Below are 24279 nucleotides of genomic sequence, written 5' to 3' on the forward strand. Positions count from 1 at the left end.
TTACACTTCCTTTTGTATGAATGGAGTTTCTATCTCAAAGATTTCCAAAATTAACTGCTTCAATTGCATCATAAACTGATCAAAAACATCACTGGTTATTTGATGATCTATTTTACCTCTCACACTTTGTTTTGTCCCAAATTTGAGAAACCCTTCCTGAAGGTTCTTAAATGAAATGATTCCTCCCTCAAAGCTATTAACTACATGCTGTTCTTTATGATACATATAAGCATATGCTAATACCTGTATGGCTTTGCTGTACTTATAATCTTCTGTAATTAACTCCCAATCCATTAAAACAATCTCGTTACGAGTCACTTTTCCTGTTTTATAATCAATGACCCGAACTTGCCCATCTAATTCGTCAATACGATCTACTTTCCCCTTTATATAAATAGGAAAATCTAGTTCTGGGATATCTAATTTTGCCTTTAAAGTGCTTTCAATAGAGAGTATTTTTAGCTTAGCACCATTGTTCAGTAATTTTTCTTCAGATTTTAAAAAATTAAAGATATAGCGCTTTGCTACCTCGAAAATAAGTAGGTTTTTCCCAAAGGTAATATCCAGCTCAGAATACTCTTTCTTAAATTGATATTGTAATTCTGTCTCAATATTCTCAATCATATTTTGAAGCTTCTCTAAAGTAAGAAAAGCACCTTCTAAGGGTTTATAGAAGTTCTCTAAAGCATTGTGAATAACGGTTCCTAGGGTATTTGCAGCAATGGTCTCTTCAACCTGATCCATTTCCTGAACTCCCAATACATATTTATAGTAAAAATCTATAGGGTTTCTAAGATATGACGTGAGTGCAGAAGGAGATAATCCATGAGCCGCAAGAACCTTGAGTTTTGTGATCACATCCTCATTCTTTTTTACTTCAAGAGATGAATCGATATGTTTAGGAATAACTGAAGAAATCAGATAATGTTTCACATTGTGATTCGGTCTTTTATCGATCTCTAACTGTAAGAGAAATCTACTTTTTTCTCCTCCACCAACACCTTCGTCTTCGGTGTTATATAATAAATATACCTTTTTTGCTCTTTGAATTAAGCGATAAAAATGATATGTATAAATCGCATCCTTTTCTTTATATGTAGGTAAATTATACGCTCTTTTTAAATCATAGGGAATAAAAGAATTTGTACTTTTTCCTGAAGGCAAAATACCTTCATTTACCGAAGTTATAATTACTGTATCAAAATCTAAACATCTAGATTCGAGCATTCCCATAAACTGCAGACCTCTAAAAGGTTCTCCAGAAAAATCGAGTGTTTCTGAAGAAAGTATATCCTTATAAAGTGTATGTAAAGATGGTATCGAATTTAAAAATGTATGTTCTTTATAAAGGCCAGATAGCTTATTAAAAATCAAATGAAAATGATAAACGTACTCCAATTCTAATTCGTTTTGCTCATCAACACTATCTTTTAATAATCGAATTATTCTTGAGCAGTTTTCTAACGCAACAGAAACTTCTTTCCAGGGTTCGAAAAACAATGACAAAGCTTCTACTTCTTTACCTATTTCTTTGCTAAGCCAATCTGAAGTTATATATACTATATTTTTACTGGTAATTGATGCTGCTAACTTATGGCCTACCTCTCCCAATATTCTTTTGGCGGGAAGGCTATTAAGAACTTCTAAAACAGATTTAAAATACAAACCCTTCTGACTTGGTTTCTTATGAAGGTTAAACAGTAGTTCAAAAAAACCTGATATAGGAACTGCCCTAAGAGGCAATCCCATAGTAATATTTATCGATGGTATGGTATCGGGTAGAGAATTTAATAACGGTTGTAATAAAGCTTCATCTGCCAATACCAACGCAGTGTTTTCTATATCTGAGGCAGGAATTTTCTTTAACAGCTCTCCTACAGATTTTGCCTGACCAATATTTTTAGGAACGCCGATTAAATCGATCTCTTTATCCTTAGAAAAATTATCATTAATCCATTTAAATGGGTTGTTTTTATAGTACTCCCATTGTTGTTGATAATTTCGCAAAAACAGGGAAGCTTCATGATATTTGTTATCAATAAAAAAACGATCTGCATCCCAATACACTTCTCCCAAACCAGTACTAAGTAGTGTTTGAAAGATAGTTTGCTCTGCGTTATTAAGCGCATTAAAGCCGACCAATATATGTGTTCTGGATTCATTATTTGCATATTCTACAATAGCTTCTGAGGCTTTTCTATATAACAGGCCTTGATACCCAATTTTTTTAGCTGTTAACTGTTCTACATAGGCACTGTAATACTCCTGAAGGCTTTCCCAAAACTTGATATAGTTTTGTACCAAATCGGTCTTTTCTGTTTGTAAATACCAGTGATTGAGGTCTTGTATACCCGACAGATAAGTAAAAAAGCTTTTGTGATCTATACAATACCTATCGATTTCATTGAAATCATAGATTAATGTTTGTGCCCAGTTGCTGAAAGTGTCAAATTCTTCTTTTTCATCATCAGGATTTGTCTTAAGGTATACCTGATAAAATTCGAATAGGGCTTGAATATTATCTATTTGTTGTAAGCCTGATAATCTAGCAATAAATTCTTCTATGCTTATAATTTCTGGAACAAATAGTGTTTGGTCGATTTGTAGTTTTAAAAGCTCTCTTTTAAGAAATAACCCGGCTCTTTTACTAGGGACCAAAAAGATAAGGTCACTTATTTTTTTGTTGGTCTTAATTTGTTCTAGTACTACTTCTTTTAAAAAGCTTTCCAAGTGTGATCTGTTTTGTACAAATTTCTTAATAATAACGCCAACAAAAAAATGAGAATGCCATCTGTGTGTGTTAAACTCTTTAAAATAAAAAACGTCCCGAAATCGGGACGTTTTCTAATATATGATTAAGATATACTTAATTACTTCACTAAGTTAATCTCTACACGTCTGTTTTTAGCTCTACCAGCTCTTGTATTGTTAGTAGCGATAGGTCTGTCTTCTCCGTATCCAACAGCAGATAATCTGAACTGATCAACTCCGTTTTCTACTAAGAAGTTCTTAACAGAATTAGCTCTTGAGTCAGATAATCTTTGGTTACTTTTAGCAGGACCTTGGCTATCTGTGTGTCCTTCTACAGTAAACTTAGCAGTAGGATACTCTTTTAAGATAGCGATGATATCGTTAAGTACTTTAGTAGACTCTTCTTTGATACTAGATTTACCAGAATCAAATAATACTTGAGCAGCATACTCATTAAGAGTTTTCTGAATCTCTTCAGTTACTTCAGGACATCCGTTGTTAGCAACAGTACCTGCAACGTCTGGACAGTTATCATCTTTATCTAATACACCGTCACCGTCTTTATCTTGGTAAGGACATCCGTTGTTAGCAGCTGGACCAGCTTCGTTTGGACAACCGTCTTTAGAGTCAGTGATTCCGTCACCGTCAGCATCAGGACATCCGTTAAGGTTAGCTAAACCAGCAACCGTAGGACACTCATCTTTAGGATCTGCGATTCCGTCACCGTCTGTATCAGGACATCCGTTGAATTCTGCAGTACCAGCAGTATCAGGACACTCATCTTTAGCATCAGTGATTCCGTCACCGTCTGTATCAGGACATCCGTTGAACTCCTCTAAACCAGGAACGTCTGGACACTCATCATCTTTATCGTATACACCGTCACCGTCTGTATCTTTACCTCCAAATGCGAAAGTAAGACCAGCAGCATGTTGGAAATGAGTTGGAGGGTAGTTATTTACTTCGTAATCTTCGAATACGTGCTTGTAAGTTGTTTGAAGGTTGAACGCTAAATTCTCAGTTAACCAGAAGTTAAAACCAAGAGAACCATTTAAAGTTCCAGCACCTACTTCATCAACCCAAGTATATCCACCACCTACACCTAGGTAAGGGTCGAACCAACCAGTGTTCAAAGCGTTTTTAAAACTATAGCTAACTTGAGCGTCTGCAGCATAGTAAGATATGTCATCTACAGAAACATTAGTACCATCAGGAAGTTCTCCAGCGTTTTCTATTTTGTTTACCGATCCCGCTACTGTGAAAGTAAATCCGTCTCCGATATATCTTCCTACAGATAATCTTGAAACAGAAGGTAGGATGTTCCAGTGGTCACTAGCATTAAAAAATTCATCGAAAATTTCTCCCTGAGTAATAAGATCTCCCCCAGTTGGGAAAATGTCAACGGCATTAATACCTATAGAAACCGCCCAAGGATTGTTTTCATCTTGTGCATTCGCCGTACTAAGTCCTAGTACTAATATCGAAGCCACTAAAAATCTGCTAAGATGTTTCATATTCAATAATTTAATTTTTAAGTGTTAATTAGAGCAAATGTAATATGTTAAACATAACTGTCAAAGATAAATCTAATAAATTTTTCTTAACAGGCCAGTAAATATAACCGTTTTCGCGGGTTTATAAGTATTTTCTTACGCCTCTCAGCCCCCAATTTTGGCTTCAATTTTAACCTTTTTAAAGAAAAATTATAGACTCGATCTTTGTAATTATGATACAATTATAAGATAAAAATACCTTTTATCCTTAAATTTCTTTTAGTAATTATGAAAATGCGTTCTTATTTATAGGTATTTTAAAGTAATATTTTCATTAAAATAAATTAGAATTTTACGACCAACATTAAAGCCCATTTTCTGAAGAACATGTGCATACTCTGTTATTTGCTTTGCATGGGTTTCACTGTAAATCCCAGTCTTATAATCTATTATGGTTGCTAAACCATCAGTATCAATAGTTACTCTATCTGGTCGAAACACCTTTCCTTCTGAAATAATATCACGTTCATTGAATACTTTATTATTTGCAGAAAAATATTTCGTTAATTCTGGATGGGTTACAACATTTGTTAACTCATTTAATAGTGTTTTCTTCTGTGAAACTTCAATTTCTCCTCTTATATAAGCCTCTTCGATAACGGTATGGATATCTTCAGAAACATATACTTTTGCCATAAGGTCATGAATTAAGTTTCCTTTGGCAATTGCATCTTCTTGTTTTGTGTCCCAAAGTTTTCCAGAATTGGTTACAATATGAATCTTATATGATTTTGAAGAGTCACTAAAACCAGACAGCTTTATTTTATCAGATTCCTTAGCGATTGGCTTTACAAAGCTACTGGCTCGTTTTGGATACCCAAAGTGATATGTTAATTGGTCCTCATGCCATAGCCCCAACTCCTGAAGATAAGCGATTAACTTTCCAGAGAATTTATTAGGATTACTAACTCCTTTCGCATTTATTTCTTTTTTAGATATTATGTATAATTGCTCCTTGGCTCGTGTAAGCACAACATATAATAAATTAAGGACATCAAGCTCTAGTTGCGCCTGCCGTTTTAACACTATGTTTTCTGCCTCTGTTCCATAATCAATTATTTTTTTACTGTAATCGATAAAAACTTCTTCAAAACCTACATACCGCTCCTTTGGTACCGAAAGCCAGGTCTTTGGCTCTATTTCTCTATAAATGTCTTCGTTGGCATATGGATAAATTACACAAGGAAATTCTAGCCCCTTAGATTTATGAATTGTCATAATCTTTACAGCTTCTTCAGCTTCGGGAGCAACGATACTCAATTTATCTCTTTTATCCTCCCAATACGACAAGAAACCTACTATACCTTCTGTATATTTTTGACTATAATTAAAAACGATATCTAAGAAAAACTGAAGATATGCCGGTGTGTTTGTTGCCAATTGAAAACAACTAATGATGTATTCAACAAGATCATATAGAGGCTTTACATCTAATCGACACATATCAAAATGTATGCCCAGAGATTCTAATTGATTAGAAAAATCCTTTTTCTCTAAAAAGACCATCTTCTGTAAAAAAGAGTGTTTATCCTTAACCTTAGATCGTTCTGCAATAAAGTGCAGTAGATTAATTTTTGCTAATAAATTATTAGGCTCTACATACCACGACATGAGATCGACAACAAAAACTACTTCTGGAGCATTTTGAATTAAAAGTGTTTCTGATGAAATAATAGGAACTTCTTTTTCTGTTAGGTAATCTGCTATAGCGGTTCCTTCTCTAAGCTTTCTAACAATAATACAAACCTCATTTAATGCATATCCTTTTTCCTGTAGTTCCAACACCTGCTCATAGACCCTTTGAGGATAGACCTCATTTTCTTCAGTTACATTTTTAGCTTCAATAAACGATACATTAATAAAACCTTCTTTCTTCGTATTGGTCTCTTGTTTGTTTCCTAGCAGATATAACTCTTCATGTCTTTTATCACTAAAATCTTTTGCCAGAAAACTGAAAAAACTATTATTGAATTTAATTATTTCTTCATGGCTTCGATAATTCTTAGGTAAGTTAAGAACTTGTTTTTCTTTTACTGAAAACGGATTTTCACCTGCCGATAAATCAATAAACTGCTCTGCTTTTCCTCCTCTCCATCTATAAATTGCCTGTTTGGCGTCTCCAACTATTGTAATTTGCCCTCTTTTACCCATAAGGGTTTCGGTAGCCACCGCATTATCTATAAGCGGTATTAAGTTATTCCATTGTAATTCTGAAGTATCCTGAAACTCATCGATAAAATAATCTCGATACCGTTCTCCGAGACGCTCATATATAAAAGGTGCAGGTTGATCCTGAATTGTGGTACTAATAAGCGTATTGAATTCTGATATCAATAAAATTTTTCTTTCTTTTTTGATGGTGTCTAATTCCTTATGAATAGCATTGAGTACTGCAAGAGGGGTTACATTCTTTATCACGTTTTGAAAAAAACTTACTTGAATTACATTGTTTTTGGTTTCCAAAAACGCTTCTTCAATTCTTGAACGTATAGCATCTATTGCTTCTTTTTTTGTCTCCTCAAGTTTTGCTCCATAAAATGAAGCATTTCCAATATCTTGTTTCCAGGCAGCTTTAAAATCTATTCCTTTTTCTTTATTCGCCAATTTCTGAAAGTGAGTTGGTACCGAGCTTCTTGTAAAATCTTCAAATACCAAACCTGACTGTTTAATTAGCTGTAAAATTTCATTCGAGACATGCACTATATCATTCTGAATTTGTGTTATTTCTTTAGAAAGGTAATCTTTTAAGGTTTCGAAATCCTTTAGATCCTTTGTCGATAGCTTTTGCAAATGTTTTCGATCATTTTCGCTAAATAGAAGTCTAGCAGCTTTGCGAAGCTCTATAGTAATATCCCAGCTTTTATCATCTTCTAGTTTCCCAATGGCAAAATCCAAAATCAACTGAGTAAGTTCTTGGTCTACTCCAATTCTTGCAACCAAGGCATCAACAGCCTCTTCTATTAAGACTTCGGTATCCATCTCAATTTCAAAATTGATAGGAATACCTAGATCATGAGCAAAAGTTCGAATTACTCTATGGGTAAATGTATCTATCGTCACTACATCAAATGCAGCATAATTATGAAGAACACTTTTTAATATTCTACTGGCCTTTCTCTTTAGCCGTTCTTCTTCTAGTCCTGTTTCAACTATAAGATCCTTTAGTAACGCTACATATTTTTCTGGTATAGAAGGACCTGATAACGCCACTAGGTTTTCCAGAACCCTGGTTTTCATCTCGGCAACTGCCTTATTGGTAAAAGTAATTGCAAGGATATTCTTATATCCATCTGTATATTCGGCAGTTAGTAAAGTGGTCAAATAGGCCTTGACTAAGGTATAGGTTTTTCCTGCTCCAGCTGCAGCATTATAAACAGTAAAAGCGTGTTGGGAACTCAAGTGTTTTTTTTACTAAAATAATAAATGTAACGTATTAACCTTCCTAATTATCGAAGAACTATTGTGCTTTAATTAATTTATAACAATTATTAATTTTTATTGATCACTCTAATTGTTAAATTTGGTGTCATTTTTCATTTTTATTAATCAAAATAATAACGTATGTCATTCGAATTACCAAAATTAAACTACGCATTTGATGCGTTAGAACCCCATATAGATGCTCGTACCATGGAAATACACCATGATAAACATCATGCCGGATATACGAGCAAATTAAATGCCGCAATCGAAGGTAGCGACCTTGAAGGCAAAACCATTGAAAACATTCTTATTAATCTTGATATGTCTAATACCGCAGTTAGAAATAACGGTGGGGGATATTTTAACCATAATTTGTTCTGGGAAGTAATGTCTCCAAATGGAGGTGGTAAACCTTCTGGAGATTTAGCCGATGCTATAAACGCAGCTTATGGTTCGTTTGAAGCTTTTAAAGATGCATTTGCAAAGGCTGCTGCTACAAGATTTGGTTCTGGATGGGCGTGGTTATGCGTTCAAGAAGGTGGAAAAGTAGAAGTTTGTTCTACAGCAAACCAAGATAATCCTTTAATGCCTGGCGTAGGTTGCGCGGGAACACCTATTCTTGGTTTAGATGTTTGGGAGCATGCCTACTACCTAAATTACCAAAACCGTAGACCAGATTATATTAATGCTTTTTTTAGTGTAATCGATTGGAATGAAGTTTCAAGCAGATATGCTCAAGGAAAATAATTCCTCCTTATAAAAATGTAAAAAGAGTCACAAAAATGTGACTCTTTTTTTATGTAAAATATTACGAATTGTCATAAAATAAAAAAAGGTGGAATATCCACCTTTTTTTGCCCCAAATCTACCATGAACTTAACCTACTTATGCTATGGCTCTGCTAATATAAGACGGAAATTCATTGTGAAAAAATGTTTTAGATGAAAGGTCAAAATACTTGTTGAACTACACAATTTAACCATTTTTAACAAGGAAAATTTTGGATTTTTTAGTAAGCCCTTTCGTTTTTCCCTTCGTAAAAATTTATAAATGCTTTATTTACAACTCTATTCCCTCCAATAGTAGGGTAATCCCCCGTAAAATACCAGTCTCCAAGGTTCTTAGGACAAGCCTTATGAAGGTTATCTACAGTCTGGTATATTATTTTAACCTTAGCATTTACTGTAGTATCACTTAGCAATTCTGCGATCTTATCACTTATTTCTTGATCTGTGAAACCGGCATATATTTCTTTTACAAAATTTTGAACTTCGGCATCAGCTAAATTTTCTTGCGCCTTACATTTATGATATACTTGTTCTACCAAGTCGTAATTACCATTTTCTTTTAAAAGTTCTAGTGAAGCCTGAAATGCAATTAACCCTTCTAGCCTTGCCATATCAATTCCGTAACAATCGGGATATCGAATCTGAGGAGCAGAAGATACAATAACAATCTTTTTAGGCTTCAACCTATCCATCATTTTAATGATACTTTTCTTAAGAGTTGTTCCCCTCACTATACTATCATCAATAATAACAAGATTATCATCAGGCCTTACTACACCATAGGTTACATCATATACGTGCGCCACAAGGTCATCTCTACTACTATCTTCTGTAATAAAGGTTCTAAGTTTTGCATCTTTTATAGCTATCTTCTCTGTTCTAAGTCTGGCCGAAAGAATTTCTGATAAACGTTCGTCGGTTAATGTTTCTTTTTCAGTTAGTATCGTTTCATTCTTTTGCTTATTCAATTCATCCTGAGCAGCCTCCACCATTCCGTAAAAAGATGTTTCTGCCGTATTAGGAATAAAAGAAAACACAGTACTTACTGTATCGTGATCTATTTCTTGTAAGACCTGAGGCATTAGTAATCGGCCTAAGCTCTTTCTTTCTTCATAGATTTCTGCATCACTACCTCTTGAAAAATATATCCTTTCAAAAGAACAGGCTTTACGCTCCAATGGTTCTATTATTTGCTTAACAGAAGTATCCCCATCTTTTTTTACAATAATAGCCTTACCTGGATCAAGCTCAATTACCTTCTCAAAAGGAACGTTGAATACTGTTTGTATTACTGGTCTTTCTGAAGCTACAACAACTACTTCATCATCTTTATAATAATAAGCTGGACGTATTCCTGCTGGATCACGTAATACAAAAGCATCACCGTGACCTAACATTCCAGCCATAGCATACCCTCCATCCCAATCTTTAGAAGACTTTTTAAGGATCTTTGCAATATTAAGACGCTCTACTATTTGTGGAGAGGCATCTATTTTATTAAACCCTTCTTTCTTCAATTTCTTATAGAGTTTCGCCACCTCAGAATCCAGGAAATGACCTATCTTTTCCATTACCGTTACAGTATCTACCTTATCCTTAGGATGCTGACCTAACCTAACCAGATTATCAAACAATACATCATTATTGGTCATGTTGAAGTTTCCTGCTACAATAAGATTACGGTGCATCCAGTTGTTTTGTCTTAAAAACGGATGTACGCTCTCTACACTGTTTTTTCCAAAAGTACCGTATCTTACGTGTCCTAGTAATACTTCTCCTATATAAGGAACATTACTCTTTTGTAATTGCACATCATCTGCATACTCTGGATGTTCTTCAAACTCTTTATTGATCCTTTCATTGATCTGAGAAAAGATATGTTGAATAGGTTGAGATTGACTTGATCGTACTCGACTGATATATCTTTGACCGGGAGGGGTATCAAGTTTTACACTCGCAAATCCGGCTCCATCCTGACCACGATTGTGTTGCTTTTCCATCATTAGGTACATTTTATTTACTCCATAAAATGCACTACCGTATTTTTCTTTATAATACTCTAATGGTTTCAGTAGGCGAATTAATGCTATCCCGCATTCGTGTTTTAATGCATCACTCATTGTATTCCAAAAATTCTAAGTTGTTGTGTTGTTGGGTAAACCATGATTAAAAAGCTCAAAAATTATATCATTTGAAGCTTCATTTATATCAAGATAATTCTATTTCAAATTGAGTTAATTCTTTAAACTGCTGAAGTCTCTTCTGAACTTCTTCTCTACTTAAATTTTCCATTCTTTCTGTTCCAAATTTTTCGACACAGAACGAAGCCAAATTTGAACCATGGATAATCGCATTCTTCATATTCTCAAAAGAGATGTCGTTGGTCTTGGTTAAATATCCTGCAAAACCTCCTGCAAATGTATCGCCAGCTCCTGTTGGATCGAAAACTTCTTCTAGTGGTAGGGCGGGAGCAAAGAAAATCTGACCGTTATGAAATAACAATGCTCCATGCTCTCCTTTTTTAATCACTACATATTTTGGTCCCATTTCCTCTATTACTCGAGCAGCTTTTACCAAAGAATACTCCCCACTAAGCTGTCTGGCCTCCTCATCATTTATAGTGATTACATCAACCTTAGCTATTACTTTACGCAAATCATCGATGAAAGCATCTTCCATCCAAAAATTCATGGTATCTAAAATAGCCAGCTTTGGTTTTACCTCAAATTGCTCTAATACACTAAGTTGTACCGATGGATTTAAATTACCTAACACTACAATTTCTGCGTCTTTATAATTTTCTGGAACTACAGGTTTAAAATCGGCAAGAACATTAAGATGCGTCTCTAGTGTATCTCTGGAGTTTAAATCATTATGATATTTTCCGCTCCAAAAAAATGTCTTCCCTCCTGGAACCACCTCTATTGAAGAAGTATCAACATTTCTTGCTTCCAATGTTTTAAAATAGTCTTGTGGAAAATCCTCACCTACAACAGAAACAATCGCCGAAGGAATATTAAAATTAGATGCGGAAAGTGCAATATAAGGAGCTGCACCCCCCAAAATTTTATCGGTTTTACCAAACGGAGTTTCGATGGCATCAAAGGCTACAGAACCAACGATTAATAATTTGCTCATAAAAATAGCTTATAATTTTTTTGCAAATATACACTTTACTTTTCAAGCAAGTCTATCAAAAATAGAGAGTTCAGAATTATAGATCATGAATCCTGACGTTGAAGCTTGTCTCTAAGCATTAAAAAAGTCTTATACGGCCCTGTTACCAATAAGGAATTGGTAATAAATGGAGGCAATGTTCCTTCGGGATTTATATATAATTGTTGTGTAATTTTAACACCCATAGCATCTTTTTCAAGCAACCAAAATCCTACCAAATCATGGATACGAAGTGTTTTTTCAACCAGCGGGAGTTCGTTGGGAGCAGCTTTTATGAAAAGTTTGATTTTATTACTTGAAATTTTTTCTACACGAATTCTAGAAACTACATCTCTATCCTTGATCGGCCAGGCAAATTCGTTTCTGGCATAAAAAATATGTTCATTATTTTGGTTTACCCCAACCAAATGACTTACTCCCTCTTCGCAATTTTCTACATATTGGGGAGCATGTAATAATTCGTCTACCACTTTATCTATAGACGTAGTAATATAAGTAGTCGCTTTAAATTCTTTGTAGCTACTATTCTGGTAATCTCTTACCCATATCTTGATATCTGCTTTGTCTTTGGCAAGTTTCCAATCTTTCTGGCTAAAACCGATAAATGGAATTACCAGGGTTAATAGATAAACAATTTTCATAGCACTATTGTGTTTGAGGCAATTATAAATTTGACATACTGCTTTAGTGGGCAAAAGAAACCTTATACTTACTTGATTAAAAGTTAAAATATGTTAACTAATGTTTCAACATAAAAAAACCGTTTTAAACCTTAAATTACTGTAAAGGACAAGTTTTCTAATAGCTAAACGACATAATGATCTGTAACATTTTCTCTCAAAAAGTTGAACTTTTATTAAAATTTTGTTAATTTTATGAAAAATTTAACTATAACTCAACATTATTATGAAAAAAAGTAAGTGGGCTAGACTTGGTCTAGCTGTACTAGTTTCGTTTTCTCTAGTAAATTGTGAAAGGGATACAGAAGACGACATTTTTGAAGGGAATCAAATTGATGATGCGAAGAATGCACATGCGTGTATTGCAAAATGGGATGCACCAAATAATGAAAAAGCTACTAGTGTTAAAGCTAAGCAGTGGGAAACAGGGCAAACTATTCGTGTTAAGTTTTTGAATGGAAACAGTTTTGTTCAATCTAAAGTTAGACAATACGCTGTAGAATGGGAGAAATATGCCAATATTAAATTTGAGTGGGTTTCTTCAAGTAGTAGTGCCAATATCAAAATTGGTTTTAGAGAAGGACAATTTGCAGATGTAACAGGTTCATGGTCGTACTTAGGAACAGATTCTAACAGTCATGCTCATAGTATGCATTTTGGATGGTTCAACGACAACACTACAGATACTGAGTTCAGAAGAACTACTATTCATGAGTTCGGACATGCTCTTGGATTAATTCATGAGCACCAGAATCCGGTGGCTGGAATCAATTGGGATAAAGAAGCCGTATATGCTTATTATGCCGGACCACCAAATAACTGGTCAAGAGCACAGGTAGACAATAACCTATTTAGACGTTACGAAGCCAGTATTAGTAATTATAGTGAATATGATCCTTTATCTATCATGCACTATCCTATACCAGCAGAGCACACTTTAGATAGAGTTGCTGTTGGTTCTAATACTCGTTTATCTGACACTGACAAAGCTTTTATCGGTACTATATATCCATTTCCTGACACAGGAGATATATGTGCTGGTGTAGCACCATATAGTGGAAGCAGATCATATGCTGTAGGAGATCAGGTAACTTACCAAGGTTCTTTATACCAAAGAACTTCTAATGGATGGACCAATCTTGGTGAATGTGGCGCTGTAAATAATGACCCTTGTGCTGGTGTAGCAGAATATAATAGTAACAGATCATATTCTGTAGGAGATCAAGTAACTTATAGAGGTACTCTATATCAAAGAACCGCTAGCGGATGGACCAACCTTGGTGCATGTGGAGGTTAAGAAAAATAAACTATCTCATTGACCTTATTGGTCAAAAAAATACCCTGGCGAAAAACCAGGGTATTTTTATTATACTCCTTACTTTCTTCCAAAATCTGCTGGAATTTCACCCCAAGCTTTGGTTTCCCATTTTACGATAGTAGTAGTATATGTGTTTTCTTTAAGCCAAAGTATTGCTCGATCTACCAGATCAAACATTTCCTTATTTTTTGGAGTTCTTTTCAGTTTTGTTTTGCACGTTTTTTGTTTCACCCAGCCAATTGCAATTTTAGAGTCTGAATAAATAATACGATCGCTGTTTTTCTTTTTTAAATATGCCAATCCATGCACCAAAGCCAAAAACTCTCCTATATTATTGGTCCCCTGTTTAAATGGACCTTGATGAAATAATTGCTTTTCGGTTTGTGTATCTACCCCGCGATATTCCATTACCCCAGGATTACCGCTTGATGCTGCATCTACAGCTATAGAATACAAATTAGGCTCCCCTATTTTAGCCAACTGTTCTGCTGTTAATGTTTTTTTAGGTTTGCTTTTTCCTTTATAATCCTCATAATCGCCATTATAAGCTTTCTTGGCAATATCGAAGGATTCAAAAGACTTATATTTGGCGCCTGCATATCCTTTCACTGCAGCTTTACAGTCATCCCACTTCATATAGATACCTGGTCTATGACCTTCCCAAACCACATAAAATTTTTCCTTTTTTGCCATTTCTCTTGAAGATTAGATTGGAGCATTCTTTTTATGAATTGCTATCACAATTACACCAAATTCCTTATCTATAATTTATATTTCGTCTCTTAAACCCAATACTTTTTCTATAACGATAGGAAAGTGTTTATATTCTAACTGATGAATAGCCTGCGCTACATCATTTGCAGTATCTTCAGTATTCACTTTTGTTTTTGCTTGAAAAATAATTGCTCCTTCATCATAATGTTCATTCACATAATGAATGGTAATCCCACTTTCTTTTTCTTTGTTGCGCACTACTGCTTCGTGTACATGGTGCCCATACATACCTTTACCTCCATATTTAGGCAATAAGGCAGGATGAATATTAATGACCTTATCTGGAAAAGCATCTATGATCTTTTTAGGGAATATCCATAAAAACCCAGCCAACACAATAATATCTGGTTGTGCGTCTACTAGAATATTTAGTACTTCATTTGAAGCATAAAATGAATCTCTATCAAAATGTAAGGCTTTTACATCTAGGTCATGAGCACGACGTAAAACTTTGGCACGCTGGTTGTTAGAGAACACATGTGTGACCTCTGCGGTTTGTTGCTTCTGAAAATGCTTAATAATGTTTTCGGCATTGGTACCAGAGCCCGAAGCAAAAATTACTATACGCTTCATAAGTTTCAAAATTGAGGGTTAAATAAAGCACAAAAAAACAATTATTATTAACATAATTGGCGGCAAAAACATAATACTTTCCCTATATTTGATAAAACGCACATACATTTTTACGGGATTATGGGGTTTTAAAATAAAGTTTTTTATTTTTGCCTCCTAAATTAAAAATTAAAATTAAACATTATGTCAGACATTGCATCAAGAGTAAAAGCGATAATCGTTGACAAATTAGGTGTAGACGAAAACGAGGTGGTAAATGAAGCTAGCTTCACAAACGATCTAGGCGCTGATTCGCTAGACACTGTAGAATTGATTATGGAGTTCGAAAAAGAATTCGACATTCAAATTCCAGACGATCAAGCTGAAAACATAGCTACAGTTGGTCAAGCAATATCTTATATTGAAGACGCAAAGTAATAACTTCACAACAAAGTATGAATCTTAAGCGAGTTGTAGTCACAGGATTAGGTGCGTTAACACCTATCGGTAACAATATCGAGGAATATTGGAATGGATTAGTAAACGGAAAGAGCGGTTGCGCTCCTATTACTTATTTCGATACCGAAAACTTCAAGACTAAATTTGCTTGCGAGGTCAAGAATTACAATCCTACGGACTATTTTGACAGAAAAGAAGCACGCAAACTTGATAAATTTGCGCAGTATGCTATTGTTTCTTCAGAAGAAGCGATAAAAGATGCTGCTATTGACCTTGAGAAGGTTGACAAATTTAGAGTTGGTGTAATCTGGGGTGCAGGTATTGGAGGTTTAGAAACATTTCAGGAAGAAGTAATAGGCTATGCTAAAGGCAATGGAACTCCACGTTTTAATCCTTTCTTTATTCCTAAAATGATCGCCGATATTGCTCCTGGTCATATTTCTATTCGAAATGGTTTTATGGGACCCAATTATACTACGGTTTCTGCTTGCGCCTCTTCTGCAAATGCCATGATCGATGCCTTAAACTATATTCGTTTAGGACATTGTGATATCATTGTAACCGGAGGAAGTGAAGCTGCAGTAACCATAGCTGGTATGGGAGGGTTTAATGCAATGCATGCTTTATCTACAAGAAACGAAAGTCCTGAAACGGCTTCAAGACCTTTTGACGCAACCAGAGATGGTTTCGTTCTTGGTGAAGGTGGAGGTGCTTTAATTCTTGAGGAATATGAACACGCAAAAGCACGTGGTGCAAAAATTTATGCCGAAGTAATTGGTGGAGGTATGTCTAGTGATGCTTATCATATGACCGCTCCTCACCCCGATGGAATTGGTGTAGAGCGTGTTATGCTCAATTGTTTAAGAGATGCTGGGGTTACTCCAGAACAGGTAGATGCTATAAACACTCATGGTACTTCCACACCTTTGGGAGATGTCGCAGAATTGAAAGCTATTACCAAAGTATTTGGAGATCATGCCCAGAACATCAATATAAATTCAACAAAATCTATGACAGGACACCTGCTGGGTGCTGCCGGAGCTATTGAAGCGATTGCTTCTATTCTGGCTATGCAAAATAGCATCGTTCCTCCTACCATTAATCACTCGGTGGTTGATGAAAACATAGATGCATCTTTGAATTTAACCTTAAACAAAGCTCAAAAGCGTGATATTACTTATGCAATGAGTAATACTTTTGGTTTCGGAGGTCATAACGCCTGTGTGTTATTCAAAAAATTAGACGAATAATAATATGAATGTTATTCGAAACATATTAAGTTCCCGGTCTGAAAAGAACGGGAATTTTTTTATGAGAATTCAAAAAATTTTGGGGTTTAAGCCCAAAAATATCAGGCCATACGAAAAAGCATTCACCCATAGATCTCTTAATCTAAAAGATAAAAAAGGGAATGCTGTGAATTTTGAAAGGCTTGAATTTCTTGGTGACGCCATGCTTAGTAGCGTCATCGCCGCACATTTATTCAAAGAAGTTCCAGAAGGGAACGAAGGGTATCTTACCAAGATGAGAGCAAAAGTGGTAAGTCGTAAGCATCTTAACGAATTAGGGAAAGATCTAAAGCTTATAGAATTGGTAAGAACCAATATTCCAAAGTCTCAATTTGGTATAAATATTCATGGTAATCTTTTTGAAGCTTTAATAGGCGCTATCTACCTTGATCGAGGGTTTTTATACTGTGAGCGCTTTATAAAAGAAGCCGTTATCGATCCTTATGTTGATATAGAAAGTCTGGAAGGGCAAATTATAAGCTACAAAAGTTTGCTTATCGAATGGTGCCAAAAAGAGAAAAAAGTTTTCAATTATGAAATCTATGAAGATACTGGTCGAGATGAAATGAAACATTTTGCAGTGAAATTATGGATCGATGAAAAGGTAGTTGCAAAAGCTCGAGCAACATCAAAGAAAAAGGCAGAAGAAAAAGCTTCAAAAAGAGCTTATTTTGCCTTCCAAAGTAAAATATCTCCGCAATAAAGGCCAGTACGTTTCTAGTGTAAAACTGCCATTTATTGACTTCTTTGTAAAATAATCGTTATTTTTTTTCATAAAAGATACTAACTCAATCGTTTTCGTATGATATCTTTAAATTGATTTAAAGTTGTTAGGTGAAATTATTTGTATATTTCGCGTTAATTCTGAAAACAAAAAATCAAAAAAATTGGCTATTCAACGGTTAGTATTAGATACCATTACCGACGATGATTATGAACTAATTGCCATTCATTGTTCATTACCTTCGTACCGATTAGCTTTTATACTTAATAAGTATTTGGATTTAAAACTTTTCAGAACCAAAGAGGATATAAATTTCGAATTTGATGATCTTTCAATTGGTTTTCCATTGTACCAGTTTGATGATCAATTTCAATATAACACATACAGTCTTCTGGCCAATAAATTTCGTACGAAAATAGCCTCACAAGACCCCGTTTCGGAAGGGTTGTTTTCGCAAACAGAAGATGCCTATGTGACTAAATATTTGATTCCTGAACTTAAGAATGTAGATTATTTTTTAAAGGTTGAAACCGAATCATCTATGTTTTCAAGTAAAACCTTATTAACCCAATTGCTTACTGTTTCGCAAATTGTAACAGCGTACCAGGTAGAGCATAAAGAACTTAAATCAAAAAACAACTTAATATTTGAATAATGCCAAAACGTAAAAGAACCAAAATAGTTGCTACTCTGGGCCCCGCAACAAGTAGCAAACAGGTATTAAAAGATATGCTCGAAGCTGGTGTAAATGTTTTTAGAATAAACTTTTCTCATGCCGATTATAAAGATGTAAAAGAGCGCATCAAAATTATACGAAAATTAAGCGAAGATCATGGATATAACGCATCAATTTTGGCAGATTTACAGGGTCCAAAATTGAGAGTAGGAGTAATGAAAGGTGATGTAATCGTTAGTGACGGAGATATGATCGATTTTGTCACCGGAAAACCATTTGAAGGCTCCAGACAAAAGGTGTACATGAATTATGAAAGCTTCCCTAAAGATGTAAAGGCTGGAGAAAGAATATTATTGGATGATGGAAAATTAATCTTTGAAGTTGTTTCTTCAAATAGTAAGGATACCGTTACAGCTAAAGTTATTCAAGGTGGACCTCTAAAGTCGAAAAAGGGGGTAAATCTTCCGAATACCAATATTTCTTTACCTGCGTTGACTGAAAAGGATATAAAAGATGCCATTTTTGCCTGCGAGCAAGAGGTAGACTGGATTGCGCTTTCTTTTGTAAGACATGCTCAAGATCTTATAGAGCTTCAAGAGCTTATTAAACAGAATAGTGAGCATAAAATTCCTATTGTTGCCAAAATAGAAAAGCCTGAAGGTGTAGAAAATATCGATAAAATCGTTGCCTATTGTGATGGGTTAATGGTAGCTCGTGGTGATTTGGGTGTTGAAATCCCAGCTCAAGAAGTACCATTAATTCAGAAAAAACTGGTATTAAAAGCTAAAACTGCCAGAATACCAGTTATAATTGCTACTCAAATGATGGAGACTATGATCGATAGTCTTACTCCAACAAGAGCAGAGGTTAACGATGTAGCAAACTCTGTGATGGATGGTGCAGATGCAGTAATGTTATCTGGGGAAACCTCGGTAGGAAAATACCCCGTACAGGTTATTCAAACCATGTCGAAAGTTATACAAAGTGTTGAAAAATCAGATTTAATCTCTGTTCCTCAAAATCCACCACACATACGAACCAATAGATTTATTACTAAATCTATCTGTTATCATGCTGCCCATATGGCAAATGATATTGATGCTAAGGCAATATGCACATTAACCAATAGTGGATATACTGCTTTTCAGATTTCTGCCTGGAGACCAGATGCACATATTTTAGTTTTTACAAGTAACAAAAGAATCCTTTCTCAGCTTAGTCTACTATGGGGAGTAAAAGCCTTTTTTTACGATCGATTTGTAAGCACCGATGAGACTGTAGAGGACATCAATAAAATTGCCGAGGATCGTGGTTTTGTTGTTCAAGGAGATATGCTTATTAATCTTGCGGCTATGCCAATAGCTTCGAAAGGGATGGTAAATACCCTAAGGGTATCGCAAATCTAGAAATCTCATACCAATATATTAAAAAGGACCTCTTTCTAGAGGTCTTTTTTTTATAATACCTGGTTAGAAAAAATAGCTTCTAAATCTTCAATGGTAACAGGTTTTATTAAGTAATCTTTTACCATACTGATTTGTCTTGCCTTTTCAATATCTGTAGGGTTTATAGAAGAGCTAACAATGTATAGTGTAATCGTTTTCCCTAGTTTGTTTTTGATTTTGGTAAAATTATCCAAAAACTCCCACCCGTCCATAATAGGCATATTCAGATCCAAAAAAATAATTTCTGGAATACATTTTTTGTTTAAACTGGTCAATAGTGCTTCAAAATAATCTAAAGCTTCCATACCATTGGGAAAGATCATTAGATTTTTACAAAGTTTCTTGGCTTCAATTATCTTTTTTACAAGATTTACATACATACTATCATCGTCGATGATACAAGCTAATCCTATTTGACTCATTGTGCAAAGGGGGTTATTATACTGTATTTAAAATTCTATTAAAAAAGTTGTCCCTTTATTTACTTCACTATCTACCGAAATAGTACCGTTAAGGGATTCTATCTGATTTTTTGTTAGAAATAAACCTATTCCCACCGCATCTTCGTTATAATGGAACGTTTTATACATCCCAAAAATCTTGTCTTTGAATAGTTTTAAGTCTATACCTACACCATTATCTGAGATTTTTAAAAACTTCTTTCCATCCTTTTCATAAGCCTTAAGTTCAACTGTTGGGTCTCTGTCTGGGTGTTTATACTTTATCGCATTTGTAATTAGATTCAACATAATACTTTCAAGATAGGCAGGTATATAATCTATCTCATCCAAGCCGCTAAAATCTGTTTTAATCTGAGCTTTACTTTGGGCAATCATTTGTCCAATACCATTGGTAACAATCTGTAAGGCATCTTTAAACTTAACGGCTTTCTTCTCCTGATCCTTGTTGGTGTGAATAGCCACTATTTCATTGAGATGTTCAATAGTGGTATTGAGACTATATGAAATTTGTCTGATCTCTTTGATTAACCCTATTTTTTCTTGAGGATCGTCTATATCCTCTATTAACTGAACCAAAAGTGATAAGTTACTTGTATGGGATCTAAGGTTATGAGAAACGATATGAGCAAAATTGAAAAGTCTTGAGTTTTGAGATGCAATAATATCTAGTGACTTCTTTAATCTCAACTCTTTTGTCTTAATTTCATCAATGTCTTGAAAAACCCCTCTAATACCAATAATTTCTTTGTTTTCATTGTAAACAGCTTTTCCTATTGCTCTTACCCAAAAAATTCGATTATTTGCGGTAACCATTTTAATTTCAGTATTAAATGGTGTACCGGCCATGGCACAATTAAAAAAGCAATCTGCTGCTTGTTGTCTACAATCTTCGGCATAGTAGTTTGCCGAATCTTTTAAAGAAGGAATGTAATCATCTGGATATTCCAGAATACGACGTGTTTCGAAATCCCAATAACTCCTTTTCTTTTTAAAATCGACATACCAACTTCCTGTGGCTGTCATTTGAGCCGTTTCCTTGTAGTAAAAGTTGTCTTTTGAGATATCTTGTTCGGGTTCTAATTTGATCTCGAAAAAAAAGACAAGATTAATCTCCGCTTTAATATTTACCGGTAATTCGTCATTGGTAGCACATCTAAATAATTTATACTCCCCGTCTTTGGTTTTAACTTTTATATGTTGCTTGAAGTTTATATTGTTATTACGGTAGTTAAAAAAATTGTCTCTAAAAACTTCAATGTCTTCTTTGTGCAGTAAATCTGTTAGAAAATAATCTAGATTTGGCTCGATCTCATTTTCTTCAAATCCTAAATTTTGGTAGAACTGATCTGACCATACTTCCCGGTCCGGATTGTTATGTAATTCCCAATATCCCGTATTGAAATCTCGTACTACATTGTTAAACAGTTCATTTTTCAGCATCAAAAAGGTTTTATAGAGATATTATACTAACAAGATAAGAATTTATTAGCTATTTTCTTCTATTCTATCCAGCCTGATAGACAGTGCTTTGGTAGAAATCTGAACCTCTATAAAAGATAAAAAAAGCGAAATCATTAGACAGAATAAGCTTATTCCGAATACAATATTAGCCCATGCATTTTTTTCGACATACAACAAAAACATAGTAATAACACTCGTTAGAAAACTTACTATGGCTATGGCTTGCATATTTCTAATAAGCCATAATCGTTTTCTCAGGTTTTTAATTTGAAGCACCGTGTTTTTTGATTGGGTACTCAAATACTCCTTATGTAATTGTCTTATCAAGGCAGCTATTGCTAAATATCTGGCATTATAAGCAAGCATAGTTAACGATATTGCTGGAAATAAAAGAGCCGGGATGCTCATATCTAATGTCATAACCAAATGATTTTAGACACTAAGGTACTTTAATTTGGTTATAGATCACTTAAAAAAACATTAGTCGTTTTCGAAGCCAAATACTCCCATCACATTTTGCACAGTATTATCATGACTCAAACCTGTTCCCCATTGACCACTAAAATCTCCACTAGATGCATACATGTACCCAACCATAACGATTTCCTTTGGAGGGGTATCGTTGGTAGAAAAATTAATCGTTACGATAGGGCCATCGATAGTCCAAGTCCCTAAGCCGTCAAAATCTGAACCATCGGTAGCGATTAGCTCTACATTTCCACCTTCAGATAAGATCAACTGTGTATCATTAATTATTGCTGAATAATCTGGTTCATCGGAAGTATCTGTATTGAATCCTCCAATAAAAAAACCATTCTTAAAAATGTTTCTGAAGGTAATCCTAGCAGTAGCTGTTTCTTCTGTACTCGTAGCGGTGACAACAATTTCATGCGCTCCCAGCGGGACTCTTCTGTCCCAAGAAATGACCCCTGTAGCTTCATCAATAAAAATTACCCTTCCTACCAGATCATCGTCTTCGGGAGAGGTTAAAGTAGTTGCCGAAAAAGCACCTTTTTCTCCCATCCAATTCACCGTTGGCACATTGGTTTGACCTTCTTGTCGGAAAATATTTTCTATCACACTTTGATCATAAGCTACACTTAATGCACCTGAAGAGTCATCATTACTACAACCTAAGGTCATTACTAAAAAAAATAATATTCCCAAATACTTTATTGTCTTCATCCTTTTTCCTTTTTTAAAAATTATTGATGGTTAAATTGTAAATCTTAGCCATTCAACCTAACTGAAATAAATACCCAAATGACCATAACTATAAGTATTGCCAATCCCGTAAATTGCCAAATAGGACCTTTGGCTTTACTTTTTAACATCTCATACTCCCTTTTAATTGGCGTTGGCATTTCTTTGGTATAAAATACCTTTTTACAATGCTCACACTGCGACATTCCTTTTTTACCAATTGGAAATAATGGAATCCAAAAAATATGAGCATGTCTTCTAAATACAAACAGCCGTATTGAACCTTGGGTTCCGCAACTTGGACAAATACAAGTCTTTGATCGTCTAGATGATACATAAACTGCCTTACTACCGTAAATTATCATGATTTCTATTTTTCTTACCCAATCACAAACAGTAAACTTTGTTTCCAAAGCTTACTGTTTTTCATGTGAAAGATCTTAAAACTAATTCTCTAAAATTTATTTGATTCAGCAACATGAATCAGGATCTTTTTTCATTTACATCAAACTACTTGATATTAAAAAGTGTTGCTATTTCTTCGTACGTCATTTTTTCATAATCTAATTTAGATTTACCAAGTCCTATATCATCCGGATTTAAGCTTCCAGATGAAGGAGTTCCTCCTGGTATAACTACATATCGGTATTGCTCTAAAAAACTTCCATCACCTACGCTTGCTCCTGCTTCATTTGCCGATACTGTGATTCTGATTTCGCCTTGAGTAGCCCTGTAATAATATGATTGCTGTCTGGAAGCTCCAAAAGTAATAGGCAATTGATATACAATATTCCCTAAGGTTCCATCTACACGTCTTCCGTATACTAAAACGGTTCCAAAGTTTAAGAGATCAGAATCTAATTCTGGGGCATCTATAGAGAAAGACGAACTTGTCGCAATGATACTATTACTTAATTCGGTATTTACCCAATCTGAATAAATAACATTTGCTGTTCCAGGGTCCCCTTGTTCTCCTTGCTCTCCCTGTTCTCCCTGTTCTCCTTGCTCACCTTGAGCACCCTGTTCCCCTTGTGCTCCTTGTTCCCCCTGAGGCCCAATTGCTCCATCCTCTCCATCAGAACACGAAAAAATTAAACTTGATACAGCTAAGACCATCATGATTTTCATCAAACTTTTTATTGCTTTCATTTTTATAAGATTTAAAAGTTATTTGATGCAAACCTAGTTAGGGTTTCTGTCGAAGATGTCCGAAAAAATTGAAATTCAAAGAATTCGGACATCTTACTTTGTGGAAACATTCCTTTTTTTGGGTTATTCCTATGAACTACCTGATATAAAAAAAGAGAAACCTAAGTTTCTCTTTCTGAAATAATGGTCTTATTGTAACGCTCCTCTTACCATCCACCATGTTATATAACATTGAGGACATAGGCGAAAGGGTATTGGTTCTGGCTGTCTGTTATCTTCTCCTCCTTTGATAACTGACAACTCAGTTCTGTTCAATTTTTTAAACTGTTCTAAATTTTTCATGTATTCTAGTTTTTAATTTTTAGTATAGTCCTAAACTAATTATGTGATCTAAAT

At 34.8% G+C, this 24279-nt stretch carries 22 protein-coding genes; 7 read left to right on the plus strand and 15 right to left on the minus strand.

Annotation, left to right across the window (positions count from 1 at the left end; all coding sequences use genetic code 11):
- The 3 genes from M0D21_RS18585 to M0D21_RS18595 form a co-directional block, all read right to left on the minus strand.
- A complete protein-coding gene (locus M0D21_RS18585) occupies positions 1–2730 on the minus strand; it encodes a PD-(D/E)XK nuclease family protein (protein ID WP_248332258.1) in 2730 nt (909 codons plus the stop codon).
- 140 nt (positions 2731–2870) lie between these two features.
- Complete coding sequence (locus M0D21_RS18590) at positions 2871–4265, minus strand: OmpA family protein (protein ID WP_248332260.1); 1395 nt, start codon at positions 4263–4265, stop codon at positions 2871–2873.
- A gap of 285 nt (positions 4266–4550) precedes the next feature.
- Positions 4551–7703 carry a UvrD-helicase domain-containing protein gene (locus tag M0D21_RS18595; RefSeq protein ID WP_248332262.1) on the minus strand — a complete coding sequence of 1051 codons (3153 nt, stop codon included), beginning with the start codon at positions 7701–7703 and terminating at the stop codon, positions 4551–4553.
- A 162-nt stretch (positions 7704–7865) separates the two neighbouring features.
- Between M0D21_RS18595 and M0D21_RS18600 the strand changes: the two genes are divergently transcribed.
- A complete protein-coding gene (locus M0D21_RS18600; RefSeq protein ID WP_248332265.1) occupies positions 7866–8474 on the plus strand; it encodes a superoxide dismutase in 609 nt (202 codons plus the stop codon).
- Positions 8475–8736: 262 nt separating this feature from the next.
- Here M0D21_RS18600 and M0D21_RS18605 read toward each other — a convergent pair whose 3' ends face one another.
- The 3 genes from M0D21_RS18605 to M0D21_RS18615 form a co-directional block, all read right to left on the minus strand.
- Positions 8737–10635: an amidophosphoribosyltransferase gene (locus M0D21_RS18605; protein WP_248332267.1), complete on the minus strand. Its 1899-nt coding sequence runs from the start codon at positions 10633–10635 to the stop codon at positions 8737–8739.
- Between the two features lie 88 nt (positions 10636–10723).
- Positions 10724–11653: a PfkB family carbohydrate kinase gene (locus M0D21_RS18610; RefSeq protein ID WP_248332269.1), complete on the minus strand. Its 930-nt coding sequence runs from the start codon at positions 11651–11653 to the stop codon at positions 10724–10726.
- An 83-nt stretch (positions 11654–11736) separates the two neighbouring features.
- Entirely contained in the window at positions 11737–12333 is a 597-nt protein-coding gene (locus tag M0D21_RS18615) for an SRPBCC family protein (protein WP_248332271.1), read from the minus strand.
- Between the two features lie 265 nt (positions 12334–12598).
- On the opposite strand from M0D21_RS18615, the gene M0D21_RS18620 reads away from it, so the two are divergent.
- Positions 12599–13669, plus strand: coding sequence for a matrixin family metalloprotease (locus M0D21_RS18620; RefSeq protein WP_248332273.1), 1071 nt, complete (start codon positions 12599–12601; stop codon positions 13667–13669).
- A 78-nt stretch (positions 13670–13747) separates the two neighbouring features.
- Here M0D21_RS18620 and M0D21_RS18625 read toward each other — a convergent pair whose 3' ends face one another.
- Together M0D21_RS18625 and purN are read right to left on the minus strand one after the other, a co-directional pair.
- Positions 13748–14383, minus strand: coding sequence for a ribonuclease H1 domain-containing protein (locus M0D21_RS18625; RefSeq protein ID WP_248332275.1), 636 nt, complete (start codon positions 14381–14383; stop codon positions 13748–13750).
- A 75-nt stretch (positions 14384–14458) separates the two neighbouring features.
- The gene (purN, locus tag M0D21_RS18630) at positions 14459–15037 is read right to left on the minus strand and encodes a phosphoribosylglycinamide formyltransferase (protein ID WP_248332277.1); all 579 of its coding nucleotides are present in this window, start codon (positions 15035–15037) and stop codon (positions 14459–14461) included.
- Positions 15038–15220: 183 nt separating this feature from the next.
- Between purN and M0D21_RS18635 the strand changes: the two genes are divergently transcribed.
- From M0D21_RS18635 to pyk, 5 genes are all read left to right on the plus strand, one after another.
- Positions 15221–15454, plus strand: coding sequence for an acyl carrier protein (locus tag M0D21_RS18635; RefSeq protein WP_024768509.1), 234 nt, complete (start codon positions 15221–15223; stop codon positions 15452–15454).
- Positions 15455–15471: 17 nt separating this feature from the next.
- Positions 15472–16725 (plus strand): beta-ketoacyl-ACP synthase II, encoded by a 1254-nt coding sequence (fabF, locus tag M0D21_RS18640; RefSeq protein ID WP_248332279.1) that lies wholly within the window; start codon positions 15472–15474, stop codon positions 16723–16725.
- Between the two features lie 4 nt (positions 16726–16729).
- Complete coding sequence (rnc, locus tag M0D21_RS18645; protein WP_248332281.1) at positions 16730–17467, plus strand: ribonuclease III; 738 nt, start codon at positions 16730–16732, stop codon at positions 17465–17467.
- A gap of 184 nt (positions 17468–17651) precedes the next feature.
- Positions 17652–18143 (plus strand): IPExxxVDY family protein, encoded by a 492-nt coding sequence (locus tag M0D21_RS18650; RefSeq protein ID WP_248332283.1) that lies wholly within the window; start codon positions 17652–17654, stop codon positions 18141–18143.
- Positions 18143–19570, plus strand: a complete 1428-nt coding sequence (gene pyk, locus M0D21_RS18655) for a pyruvate kinase (protein ID WP_248332284.1) — start codon at positions 18143–18145, stop codon at positions 19568–19570. The genes M0D21_RS18650 and pyk overlap by 1 nt, the downstream gene beginning before the upstream one ends.
- 50 nt (positions 19571–19620) lie before the next feature.
- On the opposite strand, the gene M0D21_RS18660 is transcribed toward pyk, so the two are convergent.
- From M0D21_RS18660 to M0D21_RS18690, 7 genes are all read right to left on the minus strand, one after another.
- On the minus strand, positions 19621–20031 hold the full coding sequence (locus M0D21_RS18660) for a response regulator (protein WP_248332285.1): 411 nt from the start codon (positions 20029–20031) through the stop codon (positions 19621–19623).
- Between the two features lie 27 nt (positions 20032–20058).
- A complete protein-coding gene (locus M0D21_RS18665) occupies positions 20059–21510 on the minus strand; it encodes a sensor histidine kinase (protein ID WP_248332286.1) in 1452 nt (483 codons plus the stop codon).
- Between the two features lie 45 nt (positions 21511–21555).
- Entirely contained in the window at positions 21556–21951 is a 396-nt protein-coding gene (locus M0D21_RS18670) for a DUF2721 domain-containing protein (RefSeq protein WP_248332287.1), read from the minus strand.
- A gap of 60 nt (positions 21952–22011) precedes the next feature.
- Complete coding sequence (locus tag M0D21_RS18675) at positions 22012–22716, minus strand: hypothetical protein (RefSeq protein ID WP_248332288.1); 705 nt, start codon at positions 22714–22716, stop codon at positions 22012–22014.
- A gap of 44 nt (positions 22717–22760) precedes the next feature.
- Positions 22761–23147 carry a zinc-ribbon domain-containing protein gene (locus M0D21_RS18680; RefSeq protein ID WP_248332291.1) on the minus strand — a complete coding sequence of 129 codons (387 nt, stop codon included), beginning with the start codon at positions 23145–23147 and terminating at the stop codon, positions 22761–22763.
- A 97-nt stretch (positions 23148–23244) separates the two neighbouring features.
- Positions 23245–23883 carry a hypothetical protein gene (locus tag M0D21_RS18685; protein ID WP_248332293.1) on the minus strand — a complete coding sequence of 213 codons (639 nt, stop codon included), beginning with the start codon at positions 23881–23883 and terminating at the stop codon, positions 23245–23247.
- Between the two features lie 189 nt (positions 23884–24072).
- The gene (locus M0D21_RS18690) at positions 24073–24225 is read right to left on the minus strand and encodes a ComC/BlpC family leader-containing pheromone/bacteriocin (protein ID WP_248332295.1); all 153 of its coding nucleotides are present in this window, start codon (positions 24223–24225) and stop codon (positions 24073–24075) included.
- Positions 24226–24279 lie beyond the last annotated feature (54 nt).

Origin of the sequence: Aquimarina acroporae, assembly GCF_023195925.1 — a bacterium.
In the GTDB taxonomy this organism is placed as follows: domain Bacteria; phylum Bacteroidota; class Bacteroidia; order Flavobacteriales; family Flavobacteriaceae; genus Aquimarina; species Aquimarina acroporae.